The organism is Verrucomicrobium sp., assembly GCA_028283855.1.
Taxonomy (GTDB): domain Bacteria; phylum Verrucomicrobiota; class Verrucomicrobiia; order Methylacidiphilales; family GAS474; genus GAS474.
Genome location: JAPWJX010000009.1, coordinates 253,653 through 278,632 on the forward strand (window position 1 = coordinate 253,653; position 24,980 = coordinate 278,632).

32 protein-coding genes are annotated in these 24,980 nt (G+C 64.9%); 9 read left to right on the plus strand and 23 right to left on the minus strand.

Features of this window, described 5'->3' with window-relative positions; all coding sequences use genetic code 11:
• Positions 1–4: 4 nt before the first annotated feature.
• Positions 5–1,783: a phosphoenolpyruvate carboxykinase (GTP) gene (locus PW734_12625; protein MDE1172030.1), complete on the minus strand. Its 1,779-nt coding sequence runs from the start codon at positions 1,781–1,783 to the stop codon at positions 5–7.
• 123 nt (positions 1,784–1,906) lie between these two features.
• Here PW734_12625 and PW734_12630 point away from each other — a divergent pair, with 123 nt between their 5' ends.
• Genes PW734_12630 through PW734_12645 form a run of 4 tightly spaced genes read left to right on the plus strand, consistent with a single transcriptional unit; the run spans position 1,907 to position 5,120 of the window.
• Positions 1,907–2,707, plus strand: coding sequence for a hypothetical protein (locus PW734_12630; protein ID MDE1172031.1), 801 nt, complete (start codon positions 1,907–1,909; stop codon positions 2,705–2,707).
• A gap of 10 nt (positions 2,708–2,717) precedes the next feature.
• Positions 2,718–3,521 carry a hypothetical protein gene (locus PW734_12635; GenBank protein MDE1172032.1) on the plus strand — a complete coding sequence of 268 codons (804 nt, stop codon included), beginning with the start codon at positions 2,718–2,720 and terminating at the stop codon, positions 3,519–3,521.
• Positions 3,518–4,315 (plus strand): hypothetical protein, encoded by a 798-nt coding sequence (locus PW734_12640; protein MDE1172033.1) that lies wholly within the window; start codon positions 3,518–3,520, stop codon positions 4,313–4,315. The genes PW734_12635 and PW734_12640 overlap by 4 nt, the downstream gene beginning before the upstream one ends.
• Before the next feature lie 16 nt (positions 4,316–4,331).
• Entirely contained in the window at positions 4,332–5,120 is a 789-nt protein-coding gene (locus PW734_12645; protein MDE1172034.1) for a hypothetical protein, read from the plus strand.
• Here PW734_12645 and serA read toward each other — a convergent pair.
• Positions 5,117–6,715, minus strand: coding sequence for a phosphoglycerate dehydrogenase (gene serA / locus PW734_12650; protein MDE1172035.1), 1,599 nt, complete (start codon positions 6,713–6,715; stop codon positions 5,117–5,119). The genes PW734_12645 and serA overlap by 4 nt on opposite strands.
• A 205-nt stretch (positions 6,716–6,920) precedes the next feature.
• On the opposite strand from serA, the gene PW734_12655 reads away from it, so the two are divergent.
• Both PW734_12655 and PW734_12660 read left to right on the plus strand, forming a co-directional pair.
• A complete protein-coding gene (locus PW734_12655) occupies positions 6,921–7,568 on the plus strand; it encodes a winged helix-turn-helix transcriptional regulator (protein MDE1172036.1) in 648 nt (215 codons plus the stop codon).
• A 3-nt stretch (positions 7,569–7,571) separates the two neighbouring features.
• On the plus strand, positions 7,572–8,486 hold the full coding sequence (locus tag PW734_12660) for a PfkB family carbohydrate kinase (protein ID MDE1172037.1): 915 nt from the start codon (positions 7,572–7,574) through the stop codon (positions 8,484–8,486).
• Here PW734_12660 and PW734_12665 read toward each other — a convergent pair.
• The 4 genes from PW734_12665 to accB are packed head-to-tail and all read right to left on the minus strand — an operon-like array spanning position 8,483 to position 11,382.
• Entirely contained in the window at positions 8,483–8,854 is a 372-nt protein-coding gene (locus PW734_12665) for a hypothetical protein (GenBank protein MDE1172038.1), read from the minus strand. The two genes, PW734_12660 and PW734_12665, sit on opposite strands and share 4 nt — an antisense overlap.
• A 20-nt stretch (positions 8,855–8,874) precedes the next feature.
• Positions 8,875–9,546, minus strand: coding sequence for a thiamine phosphate synthase (gene thiE / locus PW734_12670; GenBank protein ID MDE1172039.1), 672 nt, complete (start codon positions 9,544–9,546; stop codon positions 8,875–8,877).
• Positions 9,536–10,897, minus strand: a complete 1,362-nt coding sequence (gene accC / locus PW734_12675; protein MDE1172040.1) for an acetyl-CoA carboxylase biotin carboxylase subunit — start codon at positions 10,895–10,897, stop codon at positions 9,536–9,538. The genes thiE and accC overlap by 11 nt, the downstream gene beginning before the upstream one ends.
• 14 nt (positions 10,898–10,911) lie before the next feature.
• Positions 10,912–11,382: an acetyl-CoA carboxylase biotin carboxyl carrier protein gene (gene accB / locus PW734_12680; GenBank protein ID MDE1172041.1), complete on the minus strand. Its 471-nt coding sequence runs from the start codon at positions 11,380–11,382 to the stop codon at positions 10,912–10,914.
• Positions 11,383–11,423: 41 nt separating this feature from the next.
• On the opposite strand from accB, the gene PW734_12685 reads away from it, so the two are divergent.
• A complete protein-coding gene (locus PW734_12685) occupies positions 11,424–12,395 on the plus strand; it encodes an alpha/beta fold hydrolase (GenBank protein MDE1172042.1) in 972 nt (323 codons plus the stop codon).
• Here the strand turns inward: PW734_12685 and PW734_12690 are convergent.
• From PW734_12690 to PW734_12700, 3 genes are read right to left on the minus strand one after another with little or no spacing between them, the layout of a single operon-like run.
• Positions 12,367–12,858 carry a hypothetical protein gene (locus tag PW734_12690; GenBank protein ID MDE1172043.1) on the minus strand — a complete coding sequence of 164 codons (492 nt, stop codon included), beginning with the start codon at positions 12,856–12,858 and terminating at the stop codon, positions 12,367–12,369. The two genes, PW734_12685 and PW734_12690, sit on opposite strands and share 29 nt — an antisense overlap.
• Positions 12,855–13,175, minus strand: a complete 321-nt coding sequence (locus PW734_12695) for a hypothetical protein (GenBank protein ID MDE1172044.1) — start codon at positions 13,173–13,175, stop codon at positions 12,855–12,857. The genes PW734_12690 and PW734_12695 overlap by 4 nt, the downstream gene beginning before the upstream one ends.
• 40 nt (positions 13,176–13,215) lie before the next feature.
• Positions 13,216–13,785: a sigma-70 family RNA polymerase sigma factor gene (locus PW734_12700; GenBank protein MDE1172045.1), complete on the minus strand. Its 570-nt coding sequence runs from the start codon at positions 13,783–13,785 to the stop codon at positions 13,216–13,218.
• A gap of 53 nt (positions 13,786–13,838) precedes the next feature.
• Here PW734_12700 and PW734_12705 point away from each other — a divergent pair, with 53 nt between their 5' ends.
• Both PW734_12705 and PW734_12710 read left to right on the plus strand, forming a co-directional pair.
• Positions 13,839–14,588 carry a YebC/PmpR family DNA-binding transcriptional regulator gene (locus PW734_12705; GenBank protein MDE1172046.1) on the plus strand — a complete coding sequence of 250 codons (750 nt, stop codon included), beginning with the start codon at positions 13,839–13,841 and terminating at the stop codon, positions 14,586–14,588.
• A 5-nt stretch (positions 14,589–14,593) separates the two neighbouring features.
• Positions 14,594–15,751 carry a cysteine desulfurase family protein gene (locus PW734_12710; GenBank protein ID MDE1172047.1) on the plus strand — a complete coding sequence of 386 codons (1,158 nt, stop codon included), beginning with the start codon at positions 14,594–14,596 and terminating at the stop codon, positions 15,749–15,751.
• Between the two features lie 67 nt (positions 15,752–15,818).
• Here the strand turns inward: PW734_12710 and PW734_12715 are convergent, their stop codons facing one another.
• The 14 genes from PW734_12715 to PW734_12780 form a co-directional block, all read right to left on the minus strand.
• Positions 15,819–16,100, minus strand: coding sequence for an HU family DNA-binding protein (locus PW734_12715; GenBank protein ID MDE1172048.1), 282 nt, complete (start codon positions 16,098–16,100; stop codon positions 15,819–15,821).
• Between the two features lie 188 nt (positions 16,101–16,288).
• Complete coding sequence (locus PW734_12720) at positions 16,289–16,993, minus strand: hypothetical protein (protein MDE1172049.1); 705 nt, start codon at positions 16,991–16,993, stop codon at positions 16,289–16,291.
• Positions 16,990–17,820 (minus strand): Xaa-Pro peptidase family protein, encoded by an 831-nt coding sequence (locus PW734_12725; protein ID MDE1172050.1) that lies wholly within the window; start codon positions 17,818–17,820, stop codon positions 16,990–16,992. The genes PW734_12720 and PW734_12725 overlap by 4 nt, the downstream gene beginning before the upstream one ends.
• A 25-nt stretch (positions 17,821–17,845) precedes the next feature.
• Positions 17,846–18,103 carry a hypothetical protein gene (locus PW734_12730; protein ID MDE1172051.1) on the minus strand — a complete coding sequence of 86 codons (258 nt, stop codon included), beginning with the start codon at positions 18,101–18,103 and terminating at the stop codon, positions 17,846–17,848.
• A gap of 10 nt (positions 18,104–18,113) precedes the next feature.
• Positions 18,114–19,391, minus strand: a complete 1,278-nt coding sequence (locus PW734_12735) for an NAD(P)/FAD-dependent oxidoreductase (GenBank protein ID MDE1172052.1) — start codon at positions 19,389–19,391, stop codon at positions 18,114–18,116.
• Positions 19,392–19,434: 43 nt separating this feature from the next.
• The gene (gene obgE, locus PW734_12740) at positions 19,435–20,511 is read right to left on the minus strand and encodes a GTPase ObgE (GenBank protein MDE1172053.1); all 1,077 of its coding nucleotides are present in this window, start codon (positions 20,509–20,511) and stop codon (positions 19,435–19,437) included.
• Positions 20,512–20,587: 76 nt separating this feature from the next.
• Positions 20,588–20,836, minus strand: coding sequence for a 50S ribosomal protein L27 (gene rpmA, locus PW734_12745; GenBank protein MDE1172054.1), 249 nt, complete (start codon positions 20,834–20,836; stop codon positions 20,588–20,590).
• Between the two features lie 21 nt (positions 20,837–20,857).
• Positions 20,858–21,166 carry a 50S ribosomal protein L21 gene (gene rplU, locus PW734_12750; GenBank protein MDE1172055.1) on the minus strand — a complete coding sequence of 103 codons (309 nt, stop codon included), beginning with the start codon at positions 21,164–21,166 and terminating at the stop codon, positions 20,858–20,860.
• An 86-nt stretch (positions 21,167–21,252) separates the two neighbouring features.
• Complete coding sequence (locus PW734_12755) at positions 21,253–21,627, minus strand: hypothetical protein (protein MDE1172056.1); 375 nt, start codon at positions 21,625–21,627, stop codon at positions 21,253–21,255.
• Between the two features lie 58 nt (positions 21,628–21,685).
• Positions 21,686–21,916, minus strand: coding sequence for a hypothetical protein (locus PW734_12760; GenBank protein MDE1172057.1), 231 nt, complete (start codon positions 21,914–21,916; stop codon positions 21,686–21,688).
• Entirely contained in the window at positions 21,913–22,581 is a 669-nt protein-coding gene (elbB, locus tag PW734_12765; GenBank protein ID MDE1172058.1) for an isoprenoid biosynthesis glyoxalase ElbB, read from the minus strand. The genes PW734_12760 and elbB overlap by 4 nt, the downstream gene beginning before the upstream one ends.
• An 8-nt stretch (positions 22,582–22,589) precedes the next feature.
• The gene (clpX, locus tag PW734_12770) at positions 22,590–23,837 is read right to left on the minus strand and encodes an ATP-dependent Clp protease ATP-binding subunit ClpX (protein ID MDE1172059.1); all 1,248 of its coding nucleotides are present in this window, start codon (positions 23,835–23,837) and stop codon (positions 22,590–22,592) included.
• A 17-nt stretch (positions 23,838–23,854) separates the two neighbouring features.
• A complete protein-coding gene (gene clpP / locus PW734_12775; GenBank protein MDE1172060.1) occupies positions 23,855–24,502 on the minus strand; it encodes an ATP-dependent Clp endopeptidase proteolytic subunit ClpP in 648 nt (215 codons plus the stop codon).
• Positions 24,499–24,980: trigger factor (locus PW734_12780; protein MDE1172061.1), on the minus strand; the 482-nt coding region annotated here is incomplete at its 5' end. The genes PW734_12780 and clpP, both read right to left, overlap by 4 nt.

A 24,980-nucleotide genomic window follows, 5' to 3' on the forward strand; every position in this document is an offset into this window, starting at 1 on the left:
GGGGTTAAAGGCGGCAGACCAGCAGCTCCCGCTCCAGCGGGATTTCCTTGGGCAGATGATCGTCCAGCTTCAGGAAAAATTGCTCATGATCGAGCGTTTGCAAGCGCCACTTCTCCCGGTCGATGGCCATCGCCTGGGCGAATTTCTCCGGAGGATAGTCGAGGCCCCGGAAATCGATGTCCACGTGGCGCGGCACCCAGCCCAGGGGGGATTCCGCCGCCCCGGCCCGGCCCCGCGCGCGGTCGACGATCCACTTGAGCACGCGCATGTTTTCCCCGAAGCCGGGCCAGAGGAAAGTCCCCTCCCCGTCCTTGCGGAACCAGTTCACATGGAAAACGGGCGGCGGCGCGGCGACCTGCTTCCCCATCTTCAGCCAGTGGCGGATATAGTCGCCCATGTTGTAACCGCAGAAGGGAAGCATCGCCATCGGATCGTGGCGGACCTGGCCGATCGCGCCGGTGGCGGCGGCCGTCGTCTCCGAGCCCATGGTGGCGCCCAGGTAAACGCCGTGGGTCCAGTTGAAGGCCTGGAAGACCAGCGGCATGTCGTGGCTGCGGCGGCCGCCGAAGATGATGGCGCTCAAGGGGACGCCTTCCGGGTCCTCCCAGCGCGGGTCGATGCTGGGACACTGCGCGGCGGGCGCGGTGAAGCGGGAATTCGGATGGGCCGCCTTCGTCCCGGAGGCGGGTGTCCAGGGGTTTCCCTGCCAGTCGGTCAGGTTCGGCGGCGGGTCGGAGAGGCCTTCCCACCAGACGTCGCCGTCCGGGGTCAGGGCCACGTTGGTGAAGAGGGTGTTCTTCGCCATGGTGGCCATGGCGTTGGGATTGGATTTCACGGATGTCCCCGGCGCGACGCCGAAGAAGCCCGCCTCCGGATTGACCGCGCGCAGGGTGCCGTCCGGCCCGGGGCGGATCCAGGCGATGTCGTCCCCCACCGTCGTCACCTTCCAGCCGTTGAAGCTGGCGGGCGGGATGAGCATGGCGAAGTTCGTCTTCCCGCAGGCGCTGGGGAAGGCCGCGGCGACGTAGGCCTTTTCCCCCTCCGGCGACTCGACGCCCAGGATGAGCATGTGCTCCGCCATCCAGTCTTCCTCCCGGGCGATGACGGAGGCGATGCGCAGGGCGAAGCATTTCTTTCCCAAAAGGGCGTTGCCGCCGTAGCCGCTGCCGAAGGACCAGATTTCCCGGTCTTCCGGGAAGTGGACGATGTATTTCTCCTTATTGCAGGGCCAGGGCGTATCGTCCTGGCCGGGGGCCAAAGGAGCGCCGACGGAGTGGACACAGGGGACGAAGGCGCCGTCCTCCCCCAGGGCTTCCAGGGCGGCGGCGCCCATCCGGGTCATGATCCGCATGCTGGCGGCGACGTAGGGGGAATCGGTCAGCTCCACGCCCAGCTGGGCCAGGGGGGAGCCGATCGGCCCCATGGAAAAGGGGACGACGTAGAGCGTCCGCCCCTTCATGGCCCCGTGGAAAAGGCCTTTCAGGGTTTTGCGCATCTCCTTGGGGGAGACCCAGTTGTTCGTGGGCCCGGCCTCGGACTTCGTGCGGCTGCAAATAAAGGTGCGGTCCTCGACGCGGGCCACGTCGTCCGGGTGGGAGCAGGCCAGGTAGCTGCCGGGACGTTTTTCGGGATTCAGAGGGCGGAGGGTCCCCTTTTCCACCATTTCGGCGCAGAGGCGGTCGTATTCCTCCTGGGAGCCGTCACACCAGTGGACGCGGTCCGGCTGGGTCAGGGCGGCGATCTGCTCAACCCACGCCAAAAGGCGTTTGTGGCGGGTCGGCAAAGGGGGGACCGATGTCATTTATCGAAAGTAGGTGGGGGGGGCCAAAGGGCCAGTGCAAATTCCTCGACAAAAAAGGTTATTTCTTCAGGTTTTCGGCCTCCCCAATAGCCGAATTACTGAGCAATGACTCCGCTGCGCCCGCTGGACATTCTGGTCGACAAAGACGATGTGGTGCTGGACAGCACCGTGGCCCTCCTTAACAAGGCTAACGACGCCACCGTCAACCCCTGCCCGCGCAAACTCGTCGACGCCGATTGGGACCATTGGACCGCCGGCTACCTGCAGTGCATCGCGGGAAAGCAGCTCAAGCCCGGCGTCCCCATCCTGGGCAAGGACGGCGAAATTTATCTGAGCAAGGGGACCGAGCACTTCATGGCCAGCCCGGAAGACACCCAGGGCGTCAACATCCTGAACCTCAAGACCCCGGAGCTGCTGAACAACATCGACTTCATTCCCGGGGCCAAGGAAGCCGTGGCCGCCATGATCCAGGCGCCGAGCATGAACCCCTTCTTCGTCACCGCCGTCTATCCGCCGGAAAGCGCGGAGACGGAAAAGAGCTGGAAGCGGGGCCTGGTGCAGGCGCACTTCCCCGAGCTTTCCGAGAAACTCCACTTCGACCTCGATAAAAGCCGCTACCAGGCCGACGTCATGGTCGACGACGGCGTCCACAACCACCGCCCCTTCCGCCGCGTGGCCGCCGAAGAGGGGCGCCCGGTCCTCTCCCTCATCGTGAACCGGGAAATGAGCAAGGACGAGGTGGTCCACGGCGCCGTCCGCGTCGACAACCTGGCCGAAGCGGCCTTCATCGCCGCCCAGGTGGCCGAGCAGCGCCGCCGCGATTTCGAAGGGGTCAAGCGCCTCCCCGGCGGCAACCCCGATCTGGCCCTCAAGGTGCCGCAGCAGGAAACCGTCCACGGGAAATAAAGGGAAGCATATGGGCAAAAAAATCCGCATCGGCATCGACTTCGACGACACGATCGAAGGCCTCCAGAACGCCTGGCTGGGGAAGATGGGCCTGGCCTGCGATCCGCCCATTCATCTGACGAGCAAGGATTGGACGAAGTGGACCGAGGGCGACCTGGAACCCCTCCACGGCCGCAAGCTGAAGGCCGGCGTCCCCCTTAAGGGCGGACGCGTCACCGACGGGACGGAACACTTCATGACCGGCCCGGACGACAAGACCCCCGGCGCCGTCGGCATCCTGGAATTCCTGACCCCCGATCTTTACAAGATGGTCCGCCCCCTCCCCGGCGCGCCGGAAGCCGTCGCCCAGCTGGCCAAGATCCCCAACGTCGAGATCCTCTGCGTCACCGCCCACCCCGGCGGCACCTCCCCCGATCCCCTGGAGCCGGTCCGCGCCGCCTTTGAGGCGAACAAGAACGAGATCATCGCCCAGCGCTATCCCGATCTGGTCGGGAAAACCTATTTCGCCAGCGACAAGACCCAGTTCGACCTCGACGGCCTGATCGACGACGGCCCGCACAACATCAAGAACCTCCTGGCCCACGCCCAGAAGGAAGGCCGCCCCTTCCTGGCCCTTTACGTCAATACTTCCCTGAACCAGGCCAAGGACATCCCCCAGGCCGTCCGCATCGACTCCATCGCGGAGGCGCCGGAGCACGTTGCCCGCTTCGCCAAGGCGGTCGAGCGCGAGGGCCTCTTCCAGGGCCTGGAGCGCGTCCCCGTGCGCAATCTGGACCTTTCCCCCAAGACCCCCACCAAGGAGAACATCAAATGAGCGACGGCAAGATCAAGATCGGTTACGACTTCGACGACACGCTGGGGGCCTTGCTGGGACCTTGGCTCGCCAAGATGGGGGAGGCCTGCGATCCGCCCGTGAAACTGGGCGAAAAAGATTGGGACAACTTCTTCAACCTGACCCCGCTCAACGGCAAGAAAATGCAGGCGGGCCTGACGCTGCCCAACGGCCGCGTCACGAAAGGCGGCGAGAGCTTCGGCATGAAGGCGGAAGACTCCAACGAAAAGACCGTCTCCGTCTACGAGTTCATGTCCCCCGCGATCTACGACACCTTCCGTTCCTATAAGGAGTCGAAGCACGCCATCCGCATCCTCTCCACCATCCCGGACCTGGAGCCGCTGGTCGTCACCGCGCACGCCCGCTCCGTCTCCCAGGATCCGGCCGACCCCACCCGCCTGGCCTACGAGGAGAAGAAGAAGGACATCCTCAAGCGGGACTATCCGATGCTGAAGAACGTCGTCTTCACCAGCGACAAGACGAAGCTGGGCCTCGACATCCTCGTCGACGACGGCCCGCACAACATCGCCAACTTCCTCAAGGCCAAGGCCGCCGCCAACGAAAAGGGCCTGGGCATCCTCATCACCCGCGCCTGGAACGTGAACGAGAACATCGAAGGCGCCGTCCGCGTGAAGGACATGACCGAAGCCATCGTCCCCATCGCCAACTTCATCTCCGACCGTCGCCTGGCTTTCCAGGACGCCCGCCGTTCCGTGCCGGTCGAAAAGCTCGACCTGCCCCTGCCGGACAAGGCGAAGACGCCCGAAAAGGTCTAGCCAGGCTCTCGCCCCCATGGCGCTCCCTCCCCTGAAGGTCGGCATCGACGCGGACGACACGCTCTGGCCGCACTTCGGGGAGGTCATCGCCCGCATCGGGACGCTCTGCGATCCCCCCGCCGTCCTGGGGGAGAAGGACTGCACCGGCTTTTACGACTGGCCGGCCCTCCGCGGCCTGAAACTCCAGGCGGGCCTCCGCATGCGGGATGGGCGCACCACCCAGGGAGGGGAAAGCATCACCCGCAACTTCAAGGAGAAGGGGCCGGGCATGCTGACCGTCTACGACTTCCTGGAGCCGGACCTCTACGCGGACCGGAAGCCCTACCCGGAAGCGCCCGCCGCCGTGGCCGCCATCGCCGCCATGCCGGGCGTGGAAGCCTACTGCGTCACCGCCCACCCCATGTCCGTGCTCAAAACGCCGGACGATCCCGACCGGCTCCGGCTGGAAACGCACAAGCTGCGGCTGAACAAGGAATTTTTCCCCGGCCTGAAAGGCACCGTCTTTACCCGGGACAAGGCCCGCCAGGGCCTAGACGTCCTGATCGACGACGGCGGGGACCACAACCTGCGCCCCTTCCTGGAAGCGGCCGCGCGGGAGGGCCGCCCGGCCCTGGCCCTTCACATGAACCGTCCCTGGAACGTGGGGGAGGAAATCCCCGGCGCGAGGCGGATCTACGACATGGCGGAGGCGGTTCCCCTCATCGCCCGTTTCCGGGAAGAGCATTTCGCCGCCGCGCGGCGGAGCGTCCCCGTGCCGGAGATCGATATCCCGGCCAAGCCGAAGACGCCCGAGCGGATCGGCTAGCCGACGTCGACCAGGCGGACGTTGGTAATATCCTTGTCCGCCTCGATCTCCTTCATCGCCTCGGCGGGCGGGAAACTGTCCAGGGACAGGACGCAAAGCGCCCCCTCCCCCATCTTCCCTCGGGAGAGGGACATGTTGCCGATGTTCACCTTGTGCTTGCCGAAGATGGTGCCGATCCAGCCCACGATGCCCGGGCGGTCCTTGTTCTCCATGAGAAAGAGGAGCCCTTCCGGGATGAACTCGATCGAGAATCCGCGCAGGCCGACGATGCGGGGCTTATTCCCGTAGAAGGTCGCGGCGATCTCCACCGTCCCCTCCGCGGAGACGGCCTCCAGCGTGATGAGGTCGGCAAAATCGCTCTGCTGGGAAAGCTTCGTCTCCACGATCTCCAGGCCCAGGTTCTTCGCGCGGAGCGGGGCGTTGACCTCGTTCACGCCCGTGCCGGCGGCCTGCACCAGGACCCCCTTCAGGATGGCGCGGGTGATCGGGGCGGTGTCCAGCTCCCGGACGCGGCCGCTGTAATTGATCTTCAGGCAGTCCAGGCGCTTCGGCGCCAGCTGGCTGACCAGCTTCCCCAGGCGGGCGGCCAGGTCCAGGTAGGGGGCCAGGGCGGCCGCCGTGCGGGCGTCCAGGTTGGGCATGTTCACCGCGTTGCGGATCGCGCCCTGGGTCAGGGCGTCGCGCACCGCCTCGGCGATCTCGATGCCGACGCTCTCCTGCGCCTCCGCCGTGGAAGCGGCCAGGTGCGGGGTCAGGACGACGTTGGAAAGGGCGCGCAAGGGGAAGTCGGCCGGGGGCGGCTCCTGCTCGTAAACGTCCAGCGCCGCGCCGCCGACGTGGCCGGACTGGAGCGCCTCCGCCAGGGCTGCCTCATCGATCAGGCCGCCGCGGGCGCAGTTGATGATGCGGACGCCCTTCTTGCACTGGGCCAGACGCTTGGCATTGATGAGGCCTTGGGTTTCCGGCGTCAGCGGAGTGTGAATGGTGATGAAATCGGCCTGTTCCAGCAGCGGATCGAGCTGCTCCACCAGCTCCACCTGAAGGCTCTTCGCCCGGGCCGCGGAGAGGTAGGGATCGAAGCAGATCACCCGCATGCCGAAGGCGATGGCGCGCCGGGCGAATTCCCCGCCGATGCGCCCCATGCCGATGATGCCCAAGACCTTGTTGCAAATCTCGGTCCCCTCGAATGCCTTCCGGTTCCATTCTCCGGCCTTCATGGAAGCGTGGGCCTGCGGAATCTTCCGCGCCAGGGAGAGCATGAGGGAAAACGCGTGCTCCGCGGTGGAAATGGTGTTCCCGCCCGGCGTGTTCATGACCAGGATGCCGCGCTCCGTGGCCGCTTCCACATCCACGTTGTCCACGCCCACACCCGCGCGGCCGATCATCTTCAGGCTCGCCGCCTTCTCGATGAGGGCGCGTGTGACCTGGGTCTGGCTGCGGATGAGAAGGGCGTGGTAGTTCCCAATGATCGGCTCCAGGGCGTCCTGCTTCAGGCCGACTTTCACGTCCACCTGGAAGCGGGGATCTTCCTGAAGAAGCGCGATGCCGCGCTGGGAAAGGGAATCGGCAACCAAAACACGGAACTTGTCACTCATGGGGCCTGCTAGCGAAGGGGCATTCCTTCCGTCCGTCAAGCGTCGGAAGTTCTAGTGGCAAGCACTTAGTGCCCGGACTGTAAAAATTTCGGCCACTTTTTACGTTGCAATTTGAGGTGGCCGACCTAAAGAGTAAAAAGTCGTTCGCGACATTCTTCTTTTTACACGCAACCAACCAATCTAGGGCATTGATATCTAACGGGTTATGAACAACGATCTCTTGCAGAAAATCGTCAAAAGCCAGAAGTACCAGATCCTGGCCGAAATCAAGCGCAGCCAGGGGCTTTCCGTGGCCGATCTCTGCAAGCGGGTGAACCTCTCCTACATGGGCGTGAAGCAGCACTGCATCGCCCTGGAGAAGGACGGCTACCTTGACACGTGGCGCCGCCCGAAGGGCATGGGCCGTCCCGAGAAGGCCTACCGCCTGACTCCCCGCGCCCACGATTTCTTCCCCAACGAATACACCAACCTGACCTGCCAGATCCTGGACAGCGTCTCCGCCGTCTACGGCCCGGCCGCTCCGGAGAAGATCCTCTTCCAGATCTACCAGGACCAGTGGACCGCCCTGCAGACCCGCCTCAACGGCGCTTCCAGCCTGGAAGAGCGCGCCCGCGTGCTGGCCGGCTTCCGCGATCGTGACGGCTATATGTCCGAGTATTACTTCGATCCGGACGCCCGCGAGCACCAGATCATCGAGTACCACTCCCCCGTCATCGCCATCCTGGACCGCTACGCCATCGTCAAGGAACTGGAAGAAAAGCTTTTCGAGAACGTGTTGAAGGCCCGCGTCACCCGCAATGAGGAACGCGTCTCCGGCCTCTACAAGTGCATCTTCGTCCTCTCCTCCCTCTAAATCATGGCGGGTAAGGAGCAGGTCCTGGTCGCCGGGGGCATGACCCTCGACACGATCAAGACCTCCACGCGGGAACTCGTCAAAGTCCTGGGCGGATCCGGCAGCTATGCCGGATATGCGGCCAGCTTCTTCGCCCCCACCAAGATGCTGGGCATCGTGGGGGAAGACTTTCCGGAGGCCTACCGCCAGCCTTTCCTCTCCCGCGGCATCGATCTGGCGGGCATGCAGGTCGCTCCCGGAAAGACCTTTCATTGGACGGCCCAATACGGGGACGACATGAACCACCGCCGCACCCTCTCCATCGAGCGGGGGGTGACGGAGGCCTACGCCCCTGCCCTGCCCGATTCCTACCGGGACATCGGCTACGTCCTCATCGCCAACGATCCGCCGGAAATCCAGCTACGGATCCTCGACCAATTGCGTAAGCCGAAGTTCGTCATCGCCGACACGATCGACTTCTGGATCGAGAACGAGCGGGAGGCCGTCGGCGAACTGCTCCGCCGGATCGACCTGATCGTGGTGAACGACAGCGAGGCCCGCGCCCTGACGGGGGAATCGAACACGATCCAGGCCGCCAAGCACCTCCTGGATCTGGGCCCGAAGCGGGCCGTGGTGAAGAAGGGGGAGCACGGCTCCATCCTCGTCGGCCCGGACGGCCTGCACGTCCTGCCCGCCTACCCGGTGGAAAAGATGATCGACCCGACCGGCGCGGGGGATTCCTTCATCGGCGCCTTCCTGGGCTACTGCGCCCAGCAGGGAGACACCTCCACGGAAACCCTGCGGGAAGGCCTCATCCAGGGTACGCTGGTCGCTTCCTTCAACCTGGAAGCCTTTACCCTGGAGCGGCTGGAGTCCCTCACCCATGAGGAGCTCGCCGCCCGGTCGCTCGAATTCCGCCGGATCGCCGGCTGGAATTAGTTTTTCCCGTTCTGCTGCGGGATAGTGGCCTGCGGGATATTTTGCGGCAGCGTCCGCGCGCCGGTGTCCGCGCCGTTTAGCTCCCACATGTTTTTGAGCGCGTCGGGGCTGCCCCACTGCACCAGCTTGTCGTCCTTGAAATAAATGGAGAAGAGCTGGCCGCTGTCCGGATTGCGGAATTGCCAGAATTCGGAGGGGCGGCCGTCTTGGCCATAACGGGAGGCCAGGACGGTGTAGTTGCCGCCCAGGATGTCTTTCACCTGCGCCGTCGACATGCCCAGGCTGAGCTTTTGCGTCTGCTGAGTGAAGGAGGCGCAGGCGGTAAGGACCAGGACGACGGCGAGGGCGAGCAGGCGGTGGCGGGTCATGCGAGTAATCTAACCCGGTTCTATTTTTTCGCCAGCAAATGCCGCGCGGCCAGCATCGCCTTCAATTCCAGGCAATAGGCCTTCACGTCCTCCGCCTGGAGGATGCCGGAGACGACGACGGCGCGGTCCGCCCCGGCGGCAATGACCTGGCGCAGGTTCTCCCGCTTGATGCCGCCGATGCAGAACTGCGGAATGTCGACCCGGGCGCGGACCTGGGCGATGAGCGGCAGGCCGACGGGGAGGTAGTCCGGCTTGGTCGGCGTGGCGTAGAGCGGGCCGACGCCGATGTAGTCCGCCCCCTCCCCCTGCGCGGCCACGGCCTGCTCGACGGAGTGGGTCGATTTCCCGACGAGCTGGTCCGGCAGGATGCGGGCCCGGGCTTCCGCCACGGTGCCGTCTTCCTGGCCGATGTGGAGGCCGTCTGACCCGACTTCCCGGGCCACGTCGGCGTGGTCGTTGACGATGAAGAGGGCCTCCTGCCTGGAAAAAAGGGGCTTGAGGAGGCGGGCCAGTTCCAGCACCTCGGCGGGAGTTTTCCCTTTGGCGCGGAGCTGGATGACGTCGACGCCGCCGTCGATCATGGCCCGGCCGGTTTCCAGGAGCCGTTCCGGGGAAACGTAGCCGAGGTCGAGGATGCCGTAGAGCCGCGCCTGCAGGAGGTGCAGGCGGCGGGCCAACAGATTATCCCCCATGGGGATTCTTCGGCCCGAAGAAGGTCGGGATGAAGTGGGTGGAGTAGCGCCCGCGCTGGAAGTCGGGATTTTGAAGGATCTTGCCGGCCAGGGGGATGGTCGTCTTGATTCCCCGGATGGTGAATTCCTCCAGCGCGCGGGACATGCGGCGGATGGCTGCCGCCCGGTTCGGGCCGGTGGCGATCAGCTTGCCGATCATCGAGTCGTAGTTGGGCGGGATGGTGTAGCCGGTGTAGGCGTGGGAGTCCAGGCGGATGCCGTGGCCGCCGGGAGTGAACATGAAGTCGATCTTGCCCGGGCTGGGGCGGAAGTCGTTGTCCGGGTCCTCCGCGTTGATGCGGACTTCAATGGAGTGTTTCTGCGGCTGGAGGTTGTCGAACTCCTTGCCCAGGGGCAGGCCCGCGGCGATTTCGATCTGCTTGCGGACCAGGTCGACGCCGTAGACCTCCTCCGTCACGGGATGCTCCACCTGGATGCGGGTGTTCATCTCCATGAAGTAGAAATTGCCCTTGCTGTCGACGAGGTACTCGATGGTGCCGGCATTCTCGTAGTCGACGGCCTCGGCCAGCTTGATGCTGGCCTTGCCCATGCGCTTGCGCAGGTCGGCGCTGACGATGGGAGAGGGCGATTCCTCGATCAGCTTTTGGTTGCGGCGCTGGATGGAGCAGTCCCGCTCGCCCAGGTGGACGATCTTGCCATGGCGGTCGGCCAGGATCTGGAACTCGATGTGGTGGGGCTGCTCGATGAGTTTCTCGATGTAGAGGGAGCCGTTGCCGAAGGCCTTTTCGGCCTCCATGCGGGCGGCGTGGAAGCCCTGGACCAGGCTGACGTCATTGTGCGCGGTGCGCATGCCGCGCCCGCCGCCGCCGGCGACGGCCTTGATCATGACCGGATAGCCGATCTTTTTGCAGACCTTGAGGGCCTGCTGCTCGCTCTCCACGATGCCGTCGCTGCCGGGGGAGACGGGCACCCCTGCCTTGCGGGCGGTCTCGCGGGCGATGGCCTTGTCTCCCATGGCGCGGATGGCTGCGGGCTTGGGGCCGATGAACTTGATGTTGCAGCTCTCGCAAACCTCGGCGAAATGGGCGTTTTCGGCCAGAAAGCCGTAGCCGGGGTGGATGGCGTCGACATCCCCGATCTCGGCGGCGCTGATGATCCGGTCGATCTTCAGGTAGCTCTCGGAGCTGGCGGCCTTACCGATGCAGATGGCCTCGTCCGCCAGGCGGACGTGGGGGGAGTTGATGTCGGCCTCCGAATAGACGGCTAGGGTCTTGATATCCAGTTCCTTGCAGGCCCGGATAATACGGAGGGCGATCTCGCCACGGTTGGCGATCAGGATCTTGTCGAACATGGGGGGAGTCCCTCTTAGGAGACTTTGACGTTAAAGAGGGGCTTGTTGAAGTCGACCGGCTTGCCGTTTTCGGCGATAATCTCGGTAACCACGCCCTTCACCTCGGCCTTGATTTCGTTCATGACCTTCATTGCCTCGATGATGCAGACGACGGTGTCCTCGTTGACCTCTTGGCCCACTTTGACATAGGGGGCGGAATCGGGGGACGGGGCGGAGTAGAAGGTGCCGACCATCGGGGAGACGATGGGTTTCACGTTTTCGGCCGGGGCCGCGGGCACGGGCGCGGCGGCAGGGGCGGGAGCCGGGGCGGAGGCCGGATGAGGCGCATGCGCAAAAACCGGCGCGGAATGGGGAGAAACGGCCGAAATTTCGGGGTTTTGACCCTTTTTCAGCCGGATTTTGAAGTCATTTTGCTCCAGCTCGAATTCGGAAATGCCGTTCTTGGTCATCAGGTCGATGACGCCTTTAATTTCCTTCAAGTCCATGAAGCTTCCTTTGGGAGTCCGTTCAGACATTGGGCGACTCTATGGAAACGGGCCCCAAGGTCAATGTTTACTTCATAGGCAAAAATCCCCTAAATGAGGCTATGAACCCCCGTTTTCGTCGATTTTTCGGCATTTTTTTGGTGTTTTCGGCCTTAATCGCTGGGGTGCTTTATTTGGTGAGCGGGATGCTGGCTCACTTCGCCATGACAGTTCCGGCGGCCACGAAGCCCAACTTCACCCCGTCCATGCTCAACTTGCCTTATGAAACCCGGCACGTGGAAACGGCGGACCACACCCATCTAGCGGCCTGGTGGATTCCCTCCTCCGGCAAGGGCCAGCCAGTGGTGGTCATTCACGGTCTGGGGGCCAGTAAGGAGTTCATGACCGGTTTTATCGTGGTGGCTCATGAGACGGGGCACCCGGTCTTGGCCATCGACTTGCGAGGGCATGGGGAAAGCGATCCGGGTCCCACGACTCTGGGCTCCAAGGAACCCCTGGATGTGGCCGCCTGGGTGGGCCAGCTCCGGGCGGAAGGATATCCTCACCCTATTCTATGGGGCATCTCCCTGGGGGCTGTGACCGCCCTGCGCTCCGCCGCGGCCGATCCGGAAATAGGGGGGGTCATCGCCGACGCGCCGTTCGATACCTTGGCCCATACGCTGGCCGTTCACGCGAAGCTCTATTTCAATCTGCCCCCCTTCCCTCTCCTTTATCTGACGGAATGGCGGATGGAACGGCAGCTCCACCTGGCGATCGCGGAGGTGGACAGCTTCCGGGCGGCTCGAGCGGTGCGCTGCCCTCTCCTTATCATTGCGGCGGGGAGCGATAAGCGGATGTCCCTTTCTTCGGTGAAGGCCGTCTACGAGGCGGCTCATGAGCCGAAGCGGTTCTATCTCAGCCCCGGGGAGGACCATGAGACCCGGCGTTTTGGGCCGGAATTTCGGGCGGCGACGGGGGATTTTCTCCGGTTTTGCGACGAACGGATCAGTTCTTCTTCCCGAATTGCTCGGTAAGGTGGCGGTTGGCCTCCGTCTCTAGGCGCTGGCGGATGGTCTTTGTTTCGGCGGAGAACTTCTTTTCCAACGCGCTGCGCTCCGCCAAGTAGGCGCGGACGAAGGCGTCTTCCTGCTCCGGGGAGAGGGGCAGGTTCAGCTCGGCGGCTTTTTTGAGGGCTTGGGCGCGGCTCCGCTGCCGGAGTTCCGAGAGGCGGTTCAGGAAGCCGGCCTGCTGCTGGAGGTTCATCTGCTGGAAGGCGGGCCAGTTGTGCAGCTCTTCCCAGAGTTTGTCCTTGGGCAGGCCCAGGAGTTCCAGGAGCCGGGAGCGGACTTCCGGAGGAAGGTGCCGGGCGTCTCCCCGGAGGAGGAAGGCGGCGCTGTTCGGGTCCGGCGCGGGGGCGACGGGGGCGTTCGTATCGGCGGCCAGGGCGGCCCAGGCGATTCCAAAAGCGAGGCTAAAGGTTAGGAATCCCTTTTTCAAAACAGGACCTCTTCCTCTTCGCCCAGGCTGGGCTCGACTCCCTGGGCGACGGCTTCCAGGGCGGCAAACGTCAGTTGCTGCCGGTCGTGATGGGTTTTCAATTCCCAACCCGCCAAGGAAAAGCCGACTGCGGCCAGGAGCAGCGCGGCCCGGGCAAAGGAGAGGCCAAAGCCCATCCTGAACCAGGACCGGCTCCGCTCATGCCTCAAGCGGGCAACGGTCCGCGCGGCGAACCAGGGAGACGGCTCCGCCAAGCCTCCCGCGCGGAGGAGCGTGTCGAGGCGGGCGTCATCGGAGCTGGAAGACGGAGGGGCCATTCTTATTTCTTATAACAGATAAACCGGGAAAAAGTTGCTCTTAAAGTTCCTTTTGCAGGGATTTCCTCAAGGTTTCCCGGGCGCGAAAGAGGATCGACTTTGTGGCGCTGACGGAAGTCTTGAGGATGGAGGCGATTTCTTCATAGGAGAGGTCCTGGTGGGTCTGAAGGAGGACGGCCAGGCGTTGGTTCTCCGGCAAATCGCGGACGGCGGCGTCGACCCGCTCCTGGCGTTCCCGATCGGCCAGGGCGGCGGCGGGGTCTTGCTGGCGGGTATCGGGGCTGTCCCAGATTTCCCCCTCCTCCCCGGCCAGCTGGGTCTGGCTCAGGAAACGGTGCCGGCTGCGGTTACGGCGTTCCGATTCATTGAAAACCAGCCGCCGCAGGATGGTGTAGAGCCAGGTGGAGAACTGGGCGTCCGGCCGGTAACGCGGGGCGGCCTGGTAGACGCGCAGGAAGACGCGCTGGGCCAGGTCCTCCGCCTCATGGGGGTCTCCCAGCATCTTTAAGATGGTGCCGTAGACGGGGCGTTGGTGCCGTTCCACCAATTCCCGGAAGGCGGCCTCGTCCCCCTGGGCGACGGCTTCCATCAGCTGATGATCGGACCTCATGGGAGGGGGAAAAAAGTTGAAGCGGCGCAGGGTCCGGGCGAACGTTACGTTCTATGGCAGGACATAGTCACTGGGCCAACATCAAGCGAACCAAGGGCGTGGCCGACGCCCGCCGCGGACAGCTTTTCAGCAAGCTGGCGCGGGAGGTCAGCATGGCGGCCAAATTAGGCGGCGGCGACCCCAATTTCAATCCCCGCCTACGCCGCGCCGTCTCCGCCGCCCGGGCGGAGAGCATGCCCGCCGACAACATCGAGCGGGCCATCAAGAAAGGCACCGGCGAGCTGGAGGGCGCCGCCGCGCTGGAGGAAATCGTCTATGAGGGATACGGCCCCGGCGGCGTCGCCATGGTCGTGGAGGCCACCACGGACAATAAGAACCGCTCCGCGGCCGAGATCCGCAGCATCTTCGCCAAGAACGGGGGCAACCTGGCGGGCGCGGGCAGCGTGGCCTGGATGTTCCAGCGGCGCGGCCTGGTCGTGGTGGGCGTCGCGGATGAGGACGCCGTCCTGGAAGCGACCTTGGAGGCGGGCGCGGAGGACGTCCGCGCCGCCGAGGGGCAGGTGGAAGTCATCGCCCCCGGCGACAAGCTCGACCTGGTGGTGAAGGCCGTGGAAGCGGCCAAACTTCCCGTTTCCGCCGCCCGCTTCACCTACCTGCCGCAGAACACCACGCCGGTGACCGACGAGGAAACCGCCGCGAAGGTCCTCCACCTCTACGAGGCGCTGGACGACCATGACGACGTGCTGAACGTCTACGCCAACTTTGAAATGGCGCCCGATCTCCTCGCAAAAGTAACGGCCTAATTCCCATGCCTGCCATCAACCTGGACCATCAGGGAGGCGGCCCGCTTTCCCCGGCCGTGCGGGCGGCGATGGCTCCATTCCTGGAAGAGGCGTTTCCATCCACCGCCCTGCACCGGGGCGGCCTGGCGGCGCGGGACGGATTGGACAAGGCGCGCGCGCAGGTCGCCTCATTGATCGGCGCGGCGCCGGAGGAGATCGTCTTCACCTCCGGCGGCACGGAGAGCGCCAACCTGGCCGTCCTGGGCTATGCCCGGGCGAACCGCTCCAAAGGCACGCACCTGATCCTGGCGGCAACGGAGCATGCCGCCGTCCTCCGCTGCGCGGAGGCCCTGGAAGCGGAGGGCTTCACCCATTCCTTTCTCCCTGTCGATAGCGAAGGCCGCGTGATTGTGGCCGCGCTGAAGGAGGCCTTGCGGCCCGGCACGATCCTAGTCGCCGTCCATTGGGCCAATCATGAAGTGGGAACCCTGCAACCGGTCGCCGCGCTGGCGGCCCTGTGCCGGGAGCGCGGCATCGCCTTTTTCAGCGACGCGGGCGCGGCGGCCGGATGGACGCCCGTCGACATACGGACGGCGCCCGTTTCCCTCCTTTCCCTGAGCCCCTACCGCTTCGGCGGGCCGAAGGGCACCGGCGCGCTCTACGTGGCGCGCGGCACGGCGCTCTCTCCCCTGCTCCTGGGCGGCAGCCAGGAGAACGGCCTGCGCGCCGGGACGGAGAATCTCCCCGCGATTGCCGGGGCGGGCGCCGCGGCGGAAGAGGCGCGCGGAGATCTCTCCCAACGGATCTGGCGAACCGGCCAGCTCCAACGCCGACTGTGGGATGCGCTTTCCGCCCAAGTCCCCGGCCTGGAGCTCAACGGCCCCCTCCCCGGGCCGGACCGATCCGTGCAAAATCTCAACTGGAGCGCGCGCGGCGTGGAGGGGGAAGCCCAGGTCCTCCTTTGCGACATGCGCGGGCTCCTCCTTTCCAGCGGCGCGGCCTGCGTCAGCCGGGACCTGCGCGTCTCCCACGTCCTTGCCGCCATGGGGCTGCCCTCCCGGCGCGGCCTGGAGAACGTGATGGCCACCCTGGGCCCGGAGACGACGGAGGCGGAGGCGGACAAGGCCGCCGCGATCTACGAGGCAGCCCTGGCCAAGCTGCGCGCCTCCCTTCCCCCGGTGTAATAAAAAAGCCCGGCCCGCCTTGCGGCGGACCGGGCTTGGAAGACCCTAGGTAGGGATCAGAAAGAGCTTAGAGGCTCTTCTTGAACTCGCTGCCGGGGGAGAACTTGACGCTCTTGGAGGCCTTGATCTTGATCTTCTCGCCGGTCTTCGGGTTGATGCCGGTGCGGGCCTTGCGGCTCACGACCTTGAAGGTGCCGAAGCCGATCAGCTGGACGCCGCCGGACTTCTTGATGCCGGACTTGAGGCTGTCGACGACGGCCTCGACCGCGCGCTCGGCCGCGGCCTTGGTGGTTTCTTTGCCGAGGGCCTTCTGAACGAGAAGCACCAACGCTGCACGATTCAAACTCATCTTAGTTTTTTCTCCTGTGGTTTTTTGGTTCGCCCGCCGTCCCTGATATTCAGGGCTTCGGACGACCTTATGTGAGGTTCTTTACATCGCGACGCCGCAGCGTCAAAACAAAACGGCAAAAAAAGAAACCGTGCCGCGAAAGTTTCCGATAGCCGCGGAAGCCCGGATTTGCTTGGAAGCGCGGGCGCTTAGTTCTTTTCGTGCTCGCGAATGGGACCGGACTGCCGCATGGGGGACGTGCCGGGGCGCGTCATGGAGGGACCCATTTCCGTTATGGCCTGGCGCTCCGCCGGCAGCGTGGAGCAGCCGAGCTGGATCTGCGGGCCGCCGTATTCCCGCTGCAGGGAGGCCAGGCATTCCGAGCGGCTAAGAAGGCCGCGCACTTCCTCCCGCGGGAGGTCGCGCAGGCTCCAGCGGCCCGTTCCGTCCCGCTCCGCCTGGGCAAAGGAATGGCCCAGGAAGAGGCCGGAGAGAGCCTCGAAGCAGGAGCCCTGCGACTCGTGCCAATGCCGAAATTCCGGCTTTTCCGCCGTGGAACGGACGGTGTGGGCCGGCGGCAGGAAGACGATCTTGGTCACCCCCGCTTCCAGCAGGGCGTGGATGTCCGCGCGGAGATAGGCCTGGGCGGAGGGCAGCGGCTCGATCCCCTTTTCCCGGGCCGCCGCGGTTTCCTCCGCGGAGGGGAAGGAGACTTTGAGCCTGGTGGGGTTGAGCACGTCCCGGCTTTCCGCCAGGAGGGCCCGCTCCAGGCCGTCGAAGGATCCTTGGTTCAAGTCGGAGGCTTCCAGGGACAGATCGCTCTTGCAGTGGGTCATCGGTCCGCTGAGGAAGAGCACCTCCTTAGCCGGAAGGACGTCGACGCGGTGGCGGTTGAGAGCCTCGTAATCGATCATTGAAGGCGCAGCTTTTGGGGAGCCCGGGTAAGGTTCCGCACGCCGCGCGCGCCGATGACGACGAGGTCTTCCAGGCGGACGCCGCCGACGCCGGGGTAGTAAAGGCCGGGCTCCACGGTCATGACGTGGCCGGAACGGAATTTCCCGGCGCCGAAGCGGGGTGGCTCATGGATTTCCAAGCCCAGGCTATGCCCGGTGCCATGGAAGAAGCCGACCCAGCGGCCGTTGCGCTTCTCGGTCGGATAGCCTTCCCGCGTGAAGAAGTCGGTGACTTCCTGGTGGAGTTTCCCGCCGTCAACGCCCGCCTTCATTTTCTTAAGGGCGTAGGCCTTTCCCTGGGCCACGGTGTCATAGAGCTTTTCCAGGGCGGCGGTGGGGCGGCCTTTCACGACGGTGCGGGTGAGGTCGCCGAAGTAGCCGCTCTCTCCACGCGGGAAGATGTCCATGATGACGGACTGGTGGGCGCGCAGGGGGCCGTGGCCGCGCTCGTGCGGGTCGCAGCCCTGGTCGCCCCCGGCCACGATGGTGTGGGCGGGCAACGCCCCGGCGCGGATGACGGCGGCGTCGATCTCTCCGCGCAGCCGCTCGGAGGTGAGGACGGCCTTGCCCCAGGTAAGGATGCTGCCTTTGCCGATGCGGCTTTGGCGCAGGACCTCGCAGCCGCGTTCCAGGCCCGCTTCGGCGGCGCGTTGTGCCTTGGTGATGGCGGCGATTTCCGCCGGGGTCTTGATTTCGCGCCCGGGGAAGAGGAAGCCCTCGACGGGCGTGACTTTGATCCGGCGCTTGCGCAGGGCGTCGGCCAGGGAGACGGGAAAGGTGCCGGGCACCTCGACGGCGGCGAAGCGGTAGCGTTTAGGCCAAGGCGGCGATGAGGGCGGCGGGGCCCCGATCCTTCGGCTTGGCCTTGGGGTCTAAGAAGTCGCCCAGGGCCAGGACTTCCTCGACCGCGGCGGAACGCCGCGCGCGGTCGATCTCCAGGGGGCTCATGACGGCGCGGCTCTTCCCGCCGACCTCGAACCAGACGAACGGGTCGCCGACGAGGAAGCGGGTGGCGTAGAGGAGGTCGGCGTCGCTCTCGCTGGAGGCGTAGATGAGCCGTGCCGTCTTCATGAATCCCAGGCTAGCGCCCCTGCGTCTCGGCCGAGTAGCGGTCGTAGATGATGCGGGAGCCGCGCTTGAAGTTCACGTAGCTGTAGATCCACTGCAGCACCACGGCGATGCGGTTGCGCAGGCCGATGAGGAACATGAGGTGGACGAGGAGCCAGGCGACCCAGGCGATGAAGCCGCTGAACTTTATCGGGCCGATGGCGGCGACGGCGTGGGAGCGGCCGATGGTGGCCATGGTGCCCTTGTCCAGATACTTGAACGCGGGACGCTCGCTCTTTCCGTGGGCGGCGGCGTTGAGGATCTTGGCCGTGTGCTTGCCCATCTGCAGGGCGGCCGGGGAGACGCCGGGGACGGGCTTACCGTTGGCGCCCTTCAGGAAGGCGACGTCGCCGATGGCGAAGACTTCCGGGTGGCCGGGGATGCTCAGGTCGCCCTCGATCTCGACGCGGCCGGCGCGGTCGATCTTCACGCCCTGTTCCGCCAATTTCTTGGTGATGGGGCTGGCGCCGACGCCGGCGCTCCAGAAGATGGTGCGGGCCTTGATGAGGCCTTTTTCCAGCTCCACTTCGCCGTCGCGGATGGCCAGGACCTTTTCGCCGCAGCGGACGGTGACGCCCAGCTCTTCCAGCTGGCGCTGGCCGCTGGCGGAGAGGTCTTCCGTGAGGTGGCCCAGGATGCGGGGCATGGCCTCGATGAGGATGATCTTGCTCTGGCGGGAGTCGATGTGGTCAAAGTCGCGCGGCAGGACCTGGCGGGCCAGCTCGGCGAAGGCGCCGGCCATTTCAACGCCGGTGGGGCCGCCGCCGATGACGACGATGGTCATGAGGGCGTCGCGCTTGGCCAGGTCGGTGGTGTTTTCCGCTTCCTCAAAGGCCATGAGGACGCGCTGGCGGATGCTGACGGCGTCGTCCAGGGTCTTGAGGCCGGGGGCGAACTGCTCCCAGGCGTCGTTGCCGAAGTAGGTGGTGCGCCCGCCCATGGCGATGACCAGATAGTCGTAGGCGAATTCCCGCTGGCGGCAGTAGACCTTCTTCTCGGAAAGGCGGATGTCGGTCACCTCGTCGAGGTAGACGGTGAGGTTCGGAACCTTGTGGAGGATGGAGCGGATCGGCTGGGCGATCTCGGGGCCGGAGAGCCCGGCGGTGGCCACCTGGTAAAGAAGGGGCTGGAAGAGGTGGTGATTGCGGCGGTCGATGACGACGATCTCGTATTCGGACGCGTCGATGCGCTTGCAGAATTCAAGACCGCCGAAACCGGCTCCCAGGACTACGATGCGTTTGCGATTGGACATGGAGCCTTCTTGTTTGCCGGGGGGGCGGCAAAAGTTCAATCCCCTAATCCAACGCGGCTTCGCGGATGGCTTTCTTCAGCTCTTCGATGCCCTCCCGCTCCTGGGCGGAGATGACGTGGACTTTCTTGCGCACTTTCTTTTTGAAGGCGGCCAGGTTTTCCGCCGCGCCGGGCAGGTCGATCTTGTTGGCGACGACGAGGAAGGGACGGTCGGCCAGGTCGGCGCGGTAGAGTTTCAGCTCCCGCCGCAGGAGGGCGAAGTCCTCCGCGGGCTCACGCCCCTCCTGGCCGGAGAGGTCGATGACGAAGAGGAGGACGGCGCACCGCTCGATGTGGCGCAGGAACTCGTGCCCCAGGCCGCGCCCCTCGTGCGCCCCCTCGATGAGGCCCGGGATGTCGGCCACGGAGACTTTGGAGAAGTCCGGGTATTCGACGACGCCGATCATGGGCTCCAGCGTGGTGAAAGGGTAGTGGCCGATCTTCGGCTGCGCCTTGGAGAGGCGGGAGAGGAGGGTCGATTTTCCCGCATTGGGATAGCCGACGAGGCCGACGTCGGCGATCGATTTCAGCTCCAGCAGGAACTGGCCGCTTTCACCCGGCCAGCCTTCTTCGTAGCGGCGGGGGACCTGGTTGATGGAGGACTTAAAGTGGCGGTTGCCGCGGCCGCCGTCGCCGCCCTGGCAGAGGACGTAGCGGCTGCCGGGTTCCAGCAGGTCGGTGACGATTTCCAGGTCAGCGCCGGGGAGCGGGACGGGAAGGAGCTTTTCCGGCGGGGGCGGGAGAGGGTCGCCGTTCTCGTCGTATTCCTCGCCCAATTCCGGGGACTCCAGGCGGCTGACGATGGTGCCGGGCGGCACTTTGAGGACGAGGTCCTTGGCGTTCTTTCCCGCCATTTGGCGGCTGGCGCCGTGCTCGCCCCGGGGGGCGAACTGGTGGGGCTTATAGCTCAGGTGAGCCAGATTGTTGAGGTGGGGATCGACTTCCAGGACGATGTTGCCCCCCTTCCCTCCGTCGCCGCCGTCCGGGCCGCCGTTGGGGCGGTGCAGCTCCCGCAGGAAGCTGACGCAGCCCCGGCCGCCTTTACCGGCGCGGGCCAAGATGCGAACGCGATCGACGAACATAAGGGATTCCTTGGTGCAAAAAAAAGCGGCGCGGAGGAATGTCCTGCCGCGCCGCCGGAGAAATCAGAGCCGGGGCTTAGGCCAGCGGCAGGACGTTGACCTTCCGCTTCGGCTTGTCGAAGGCGACGGTGCCGTCGACCAGGGCGAAGAGGGTGTGATCCCGGCCCATGCCGACGTTCTGGCCCGCGTGGACCTTCGTGCCGCGCTGGCGGATGATGATGCTGCCGGCGGTGATGGTTTCGCCGCCAAAATGCTTCACGCCCAGGCGCTTGCTGACGCTATCGCGGCCGTTGCGGGAACTACCTTGACCTTTTTTATGTGCCATTTGAGGGGTCTCCTGTGAAAATTAGACGGTGATCTTGGTCACCTTCACGCGGCTGAGCTTCTGCCGGTGGCCGACGGTGCGGTGGTAACCCTCACGGCGGCGGTATTTGTAGGCGGTGACCTTCGGGGCCTTGATCTCTTCGACCAGCTCCAGGGTGACGGAGGCGCCGGAGACGAGGGGCTTGCCGATCTTCACGTCGGAGCCGTTGGCGACCAGAAGGACGTCGCTCAGAGTGATCTTGTTGTCCTTGGCTTCAAGGAGTTCGACGTCAAGGGTTTCCCCCTCCGCGACTTTATACTGTTTTCCACCGGTGCGAATGACTGCGATCATAAAAATTTAAAGAATTCGAGCGGGTTAGCCTGCCCGATTTGCCAGGGATGGCAAGAGGAATTTACGAAAAAACCCGTCGGAAGGGGTCAAAAGTCCCAACCGAAGAGTTTGATGCCGCCGAAATCCCGATCCTGCCCCTGCGGGACCTCGGTCGGGATCAGCTCGGGCTTGGTCGGATTCGGGGTCAGGAAACGCTGGCCGATGCCGTATTGGGGCGGGGCCAAGGGGGAGATGAGGATGGGGCCCTTTTGGGAAAGCTCATACAGGACGCCGGAGGGACGGGGGGCGAAGCGGCCGTCCGGAGCGATGGGGCCTTTGCCGCCGGGGATCTGCTTGGTCATCTGGCTGTCCAGATTGTTCGGGCTGGTGAACTGGGTGGTGCCGTGGTTGTTGGCGGTCTGCGCGAGGGCCGCAGAAATCCCCAGTAACCCAAGAACGGCCAGGCAGAACAGTCTCTTCATAAGTAAAAGGTAGCCCGGGATGAAAGAGGGTCAAGGCGACGGTGGCAAGCCCCAAGGCTTAAAGGCCGCCCTGGCCCTGCTTGTAGTAGCGCCGGGTAACGGGAATGAGGACGGCGGCGGCCAGCACGAAGTAGCCGATGCTGCCGCCGATGCGAAGACGGTCTCCCCACCCGCCGTCCGAATGGATAAATCCGGGTGCGAGGAAGAAAAGCGGCATGAGCAGCCCGGGCCCCAGCAGGAACCAGGAGAAGGCGAGGAGGAGGGTGGAGGGTGGACGGGGATCGCTCATCGGGCGGGGACGGCTTCGATCACGGCGGCAACGAGCTTTTCGATGCCCGCGGCGACTTCCGAGATGCGCTCGCCAAGCATGTAGGCCGGGGTGCTGAAGACGGGATAGGTCGGGTCCTTGTGGATTTCCGCGACGGTCTTTTTGACGTGGGACGCGCCCATCTTATGAATCGCGGCGGCGGTCCCTTCGTCGGTGCCGATGGTGACTTCCACGCCGTGCTTGCCCAGCACGGCGGCAGCGATGACGGGGGAAATGCAGATGAAGCCGAGGGGCTTCTTGGCCGTGAAGGATTCATCGATCAGTTTCAGGACGGCGGGCTCCACTTCCAGGGGGCTTTCGGCCGCGTAGGCGAAGTCGCAGAGATTTTTCGCCGCGCCGAAGCCGCCAGGCAGAACGAGGGCGTCGAAATCGTCCGGTGCGGCCAAGGCTGCGTCCTTGATCTGGCCGCGCGCGATGCGGGCCGACTCGACGAGGACGTTGCGGGACTCCCCCTTGCGGGGTTTTCCGGCAAGGTGGTTGACGACCTCGGTCTGCTCGATGTTCGGCGCCAGGCAGACGGCCTGCGCGCCCGCCCGGTCGATGGCCAGGAGGGTGAGGACCGCTTCGTGGATCTCGGAGCCGTCGTAGACTCCGCAGCCGGAAAGGAGGACGCCGATGCGTTTCATGAAAAGGATCAGGCCGCCTTCTTTTCCTGGCGGCGGCGGATGAGGGGGGCTTTCTTCCCTTCGACGGCGGCCTGGTTTATGACGACTTCGGCGATGTCTTCGCGGGAAGGAATCTCGTACATGAGGTCGAGCATCAGCTTTTCCATCAGGGTGCGCAGGGCGCGCGCGCCGGTCCCTTTTTTGAGGGCTTCCCGGGCCAAGGCGCGCAGGGCGTCCTTCGTGAAGGTGAGGCCCGCGCCCTCCATTTGAAAGAGCTTGGCGTATTGCTTGGCGAGGGCGCTTTGCGGCTCGGTGAGAACGGAGACCAGCTCGTCCTCCGTCAGCTCGCCCAGGGCGGCGGTGACGGGCAGGCGGCCGACGAATTCCGGGATGAGGCCGTAGGAAACGAGGTCCTCCGGCTCGGTCTGGTGGAGGATCTGCGCGGCTTCCTCATGCGCGTGGGCGCGGGTGGAGGCGCCGAAGCCGAGGTGGCGATGCCCGGCGCGGCGGCGGACGACCTGGTCCAGGCCGACGAAGGCGCCGCCGCAGATGAAGAGGACGTTCTCCGTGTTGATCTGGATGTATTCCTGGTGCGGGTGTTTCCGGCCTCCCTGCGGGGGAACGTTGCAGACGGTCCCTTCCATGATCTTGAGGAGGGCTTGCTGGACCCCCTCCCCGGAGACGTCCCGGGTGATGGAGGCGCTGGCCCCCTTGCGGGCGATCTTGTCGATCTCGTCGATGTAGATGATGCCGGTTTCCGCCCGCTTCACGTCGTAGTCCGCCGCCTGGAGGAGGCGCAGGACGATGGTTTCCACGTCCTCTCCCACGTAGCCCGCCTCCGTCAGCGCGGTGGCGTCGGCGATGCAGAAGGGAACGTCGAGGATCTTCGCCAGGGTGCGGGCCAGGAGGGTCTTTCCGGAGCCGGTGGGGCCGATGAGCAGGATGTTGCTCTTGTCGATCTGGACGTCTTCCCCTTCCTTCCCGGGGGCGGAGGAGATCCGCTTATAGTGGTTGCGGACGGCGACGGAGAGGACTTTCTTGGCGTGCGCCTGGCCGACGACGTGGGCGTCGAGCGCGGCGCGGATTTCCGCCGGCTTGGGGACCTGGACGGCGCGGGCGGGACGGCCCTCCGCGCGCAGTTCCTTGTCGAGGGTCTCCTTGCAGGTGACGATGCAGCTGTCGCAGATATGGACTCCGGGGCCGGAGAAAAGCTTGCGAACCTCCGCATGGCTCCGTCCGCAGAGGGAGCACATGGTGAGGTTCGTCGGCCGAGCCATATCTTAGGGGACGCGCGCTATTTCTTCTCGTCCTTCTTCTCGTCCTTGACGTCCTTGCGGGTTTTTACGACCTCGTCGATCAGGCCGTAGGCCTTGGCGTCGTCCGCGGACATGAAGAAGTCGCGGTCGGTGTCCTTTTCCAGGCGCTCGAAGGGCTGGCCGGTGTGATGGGCCAGGATCTCGTTGAGGGTCCGCTTGGTGCGGAGGATTTCCTTCGCCTGGATGCTGATGTCGGAAGCCTGGCCCTGCGCGCCGCCTAGGGGCTGGTGGATCATGATGCGGGCGTTGGGGAGGGCGTAGCGCTTCCCCTTGGTGCCCGCCGCGAGGAGGACCGCCCCCATGCTGGCCGCCTGGCCGATGCAGTAGGTGGCCACGTCGCAGCTCATGAACTGCATGGTGTCGTAGATGGCCAGGCCCGCGGTGACGTAGCCGCCGGGGGAGTGGACGTAGACGTTGATGTCCTTCTTCGGATCCTGCATCTGCAGGAACAGAAGCTGGGCGATGATGACGTTGGCGACGTTGTCGTCGATCGGCGTGCCGATGAAGATGATCCGGTCTTTCAGGAGCCGGGAGTAGATGTCGTAGCCCTGCTCGCCGCGGCCGGTCTGCTCCACGACCATGGGCACGACCGCGCTCCGGGAGGAGGACTTGGTAATCAGATTCATTGAGCTTCTACCTTTGCCTGCTCCAACACAAAGTCGATCACTTTTTGCGAGAGGATGCGGCGTTCCACCTGGCTGATGGCGCCGTTCTCCACCATGCGCTTGGCCAGCTTCTCCACGGGCGTCTGCTGCTGCATGGCCAGATACTGGAGATACTGGCTCAGCTCGGCCTCGGTGACTTCGATCTTCTCCTCTTCCGCGATGCGGCGGAGGATGAAGTTGAGCTTCACCAGGTCTTTGGCGCTGCGGGTGGCGTTCTCGAAAATCTCGTTCTTCTTCTCTTCCAGGATTTCCTGGGAGACGCCGCGGGCCTGGTTTTCCGCCACGATGTCGTAAACGACGTCGCGGGTCTCTTCCTGGACCACGGATTCCGGCAGCTCGAACTCGACGGAGGCGGCGAGCTTCTCCGCCAGCTCACGCTTCTGGGCGGACTTGGCGGTGCGCTCCTTTTCCTTCTTCACGGACTCGCGGATGTTCGCGG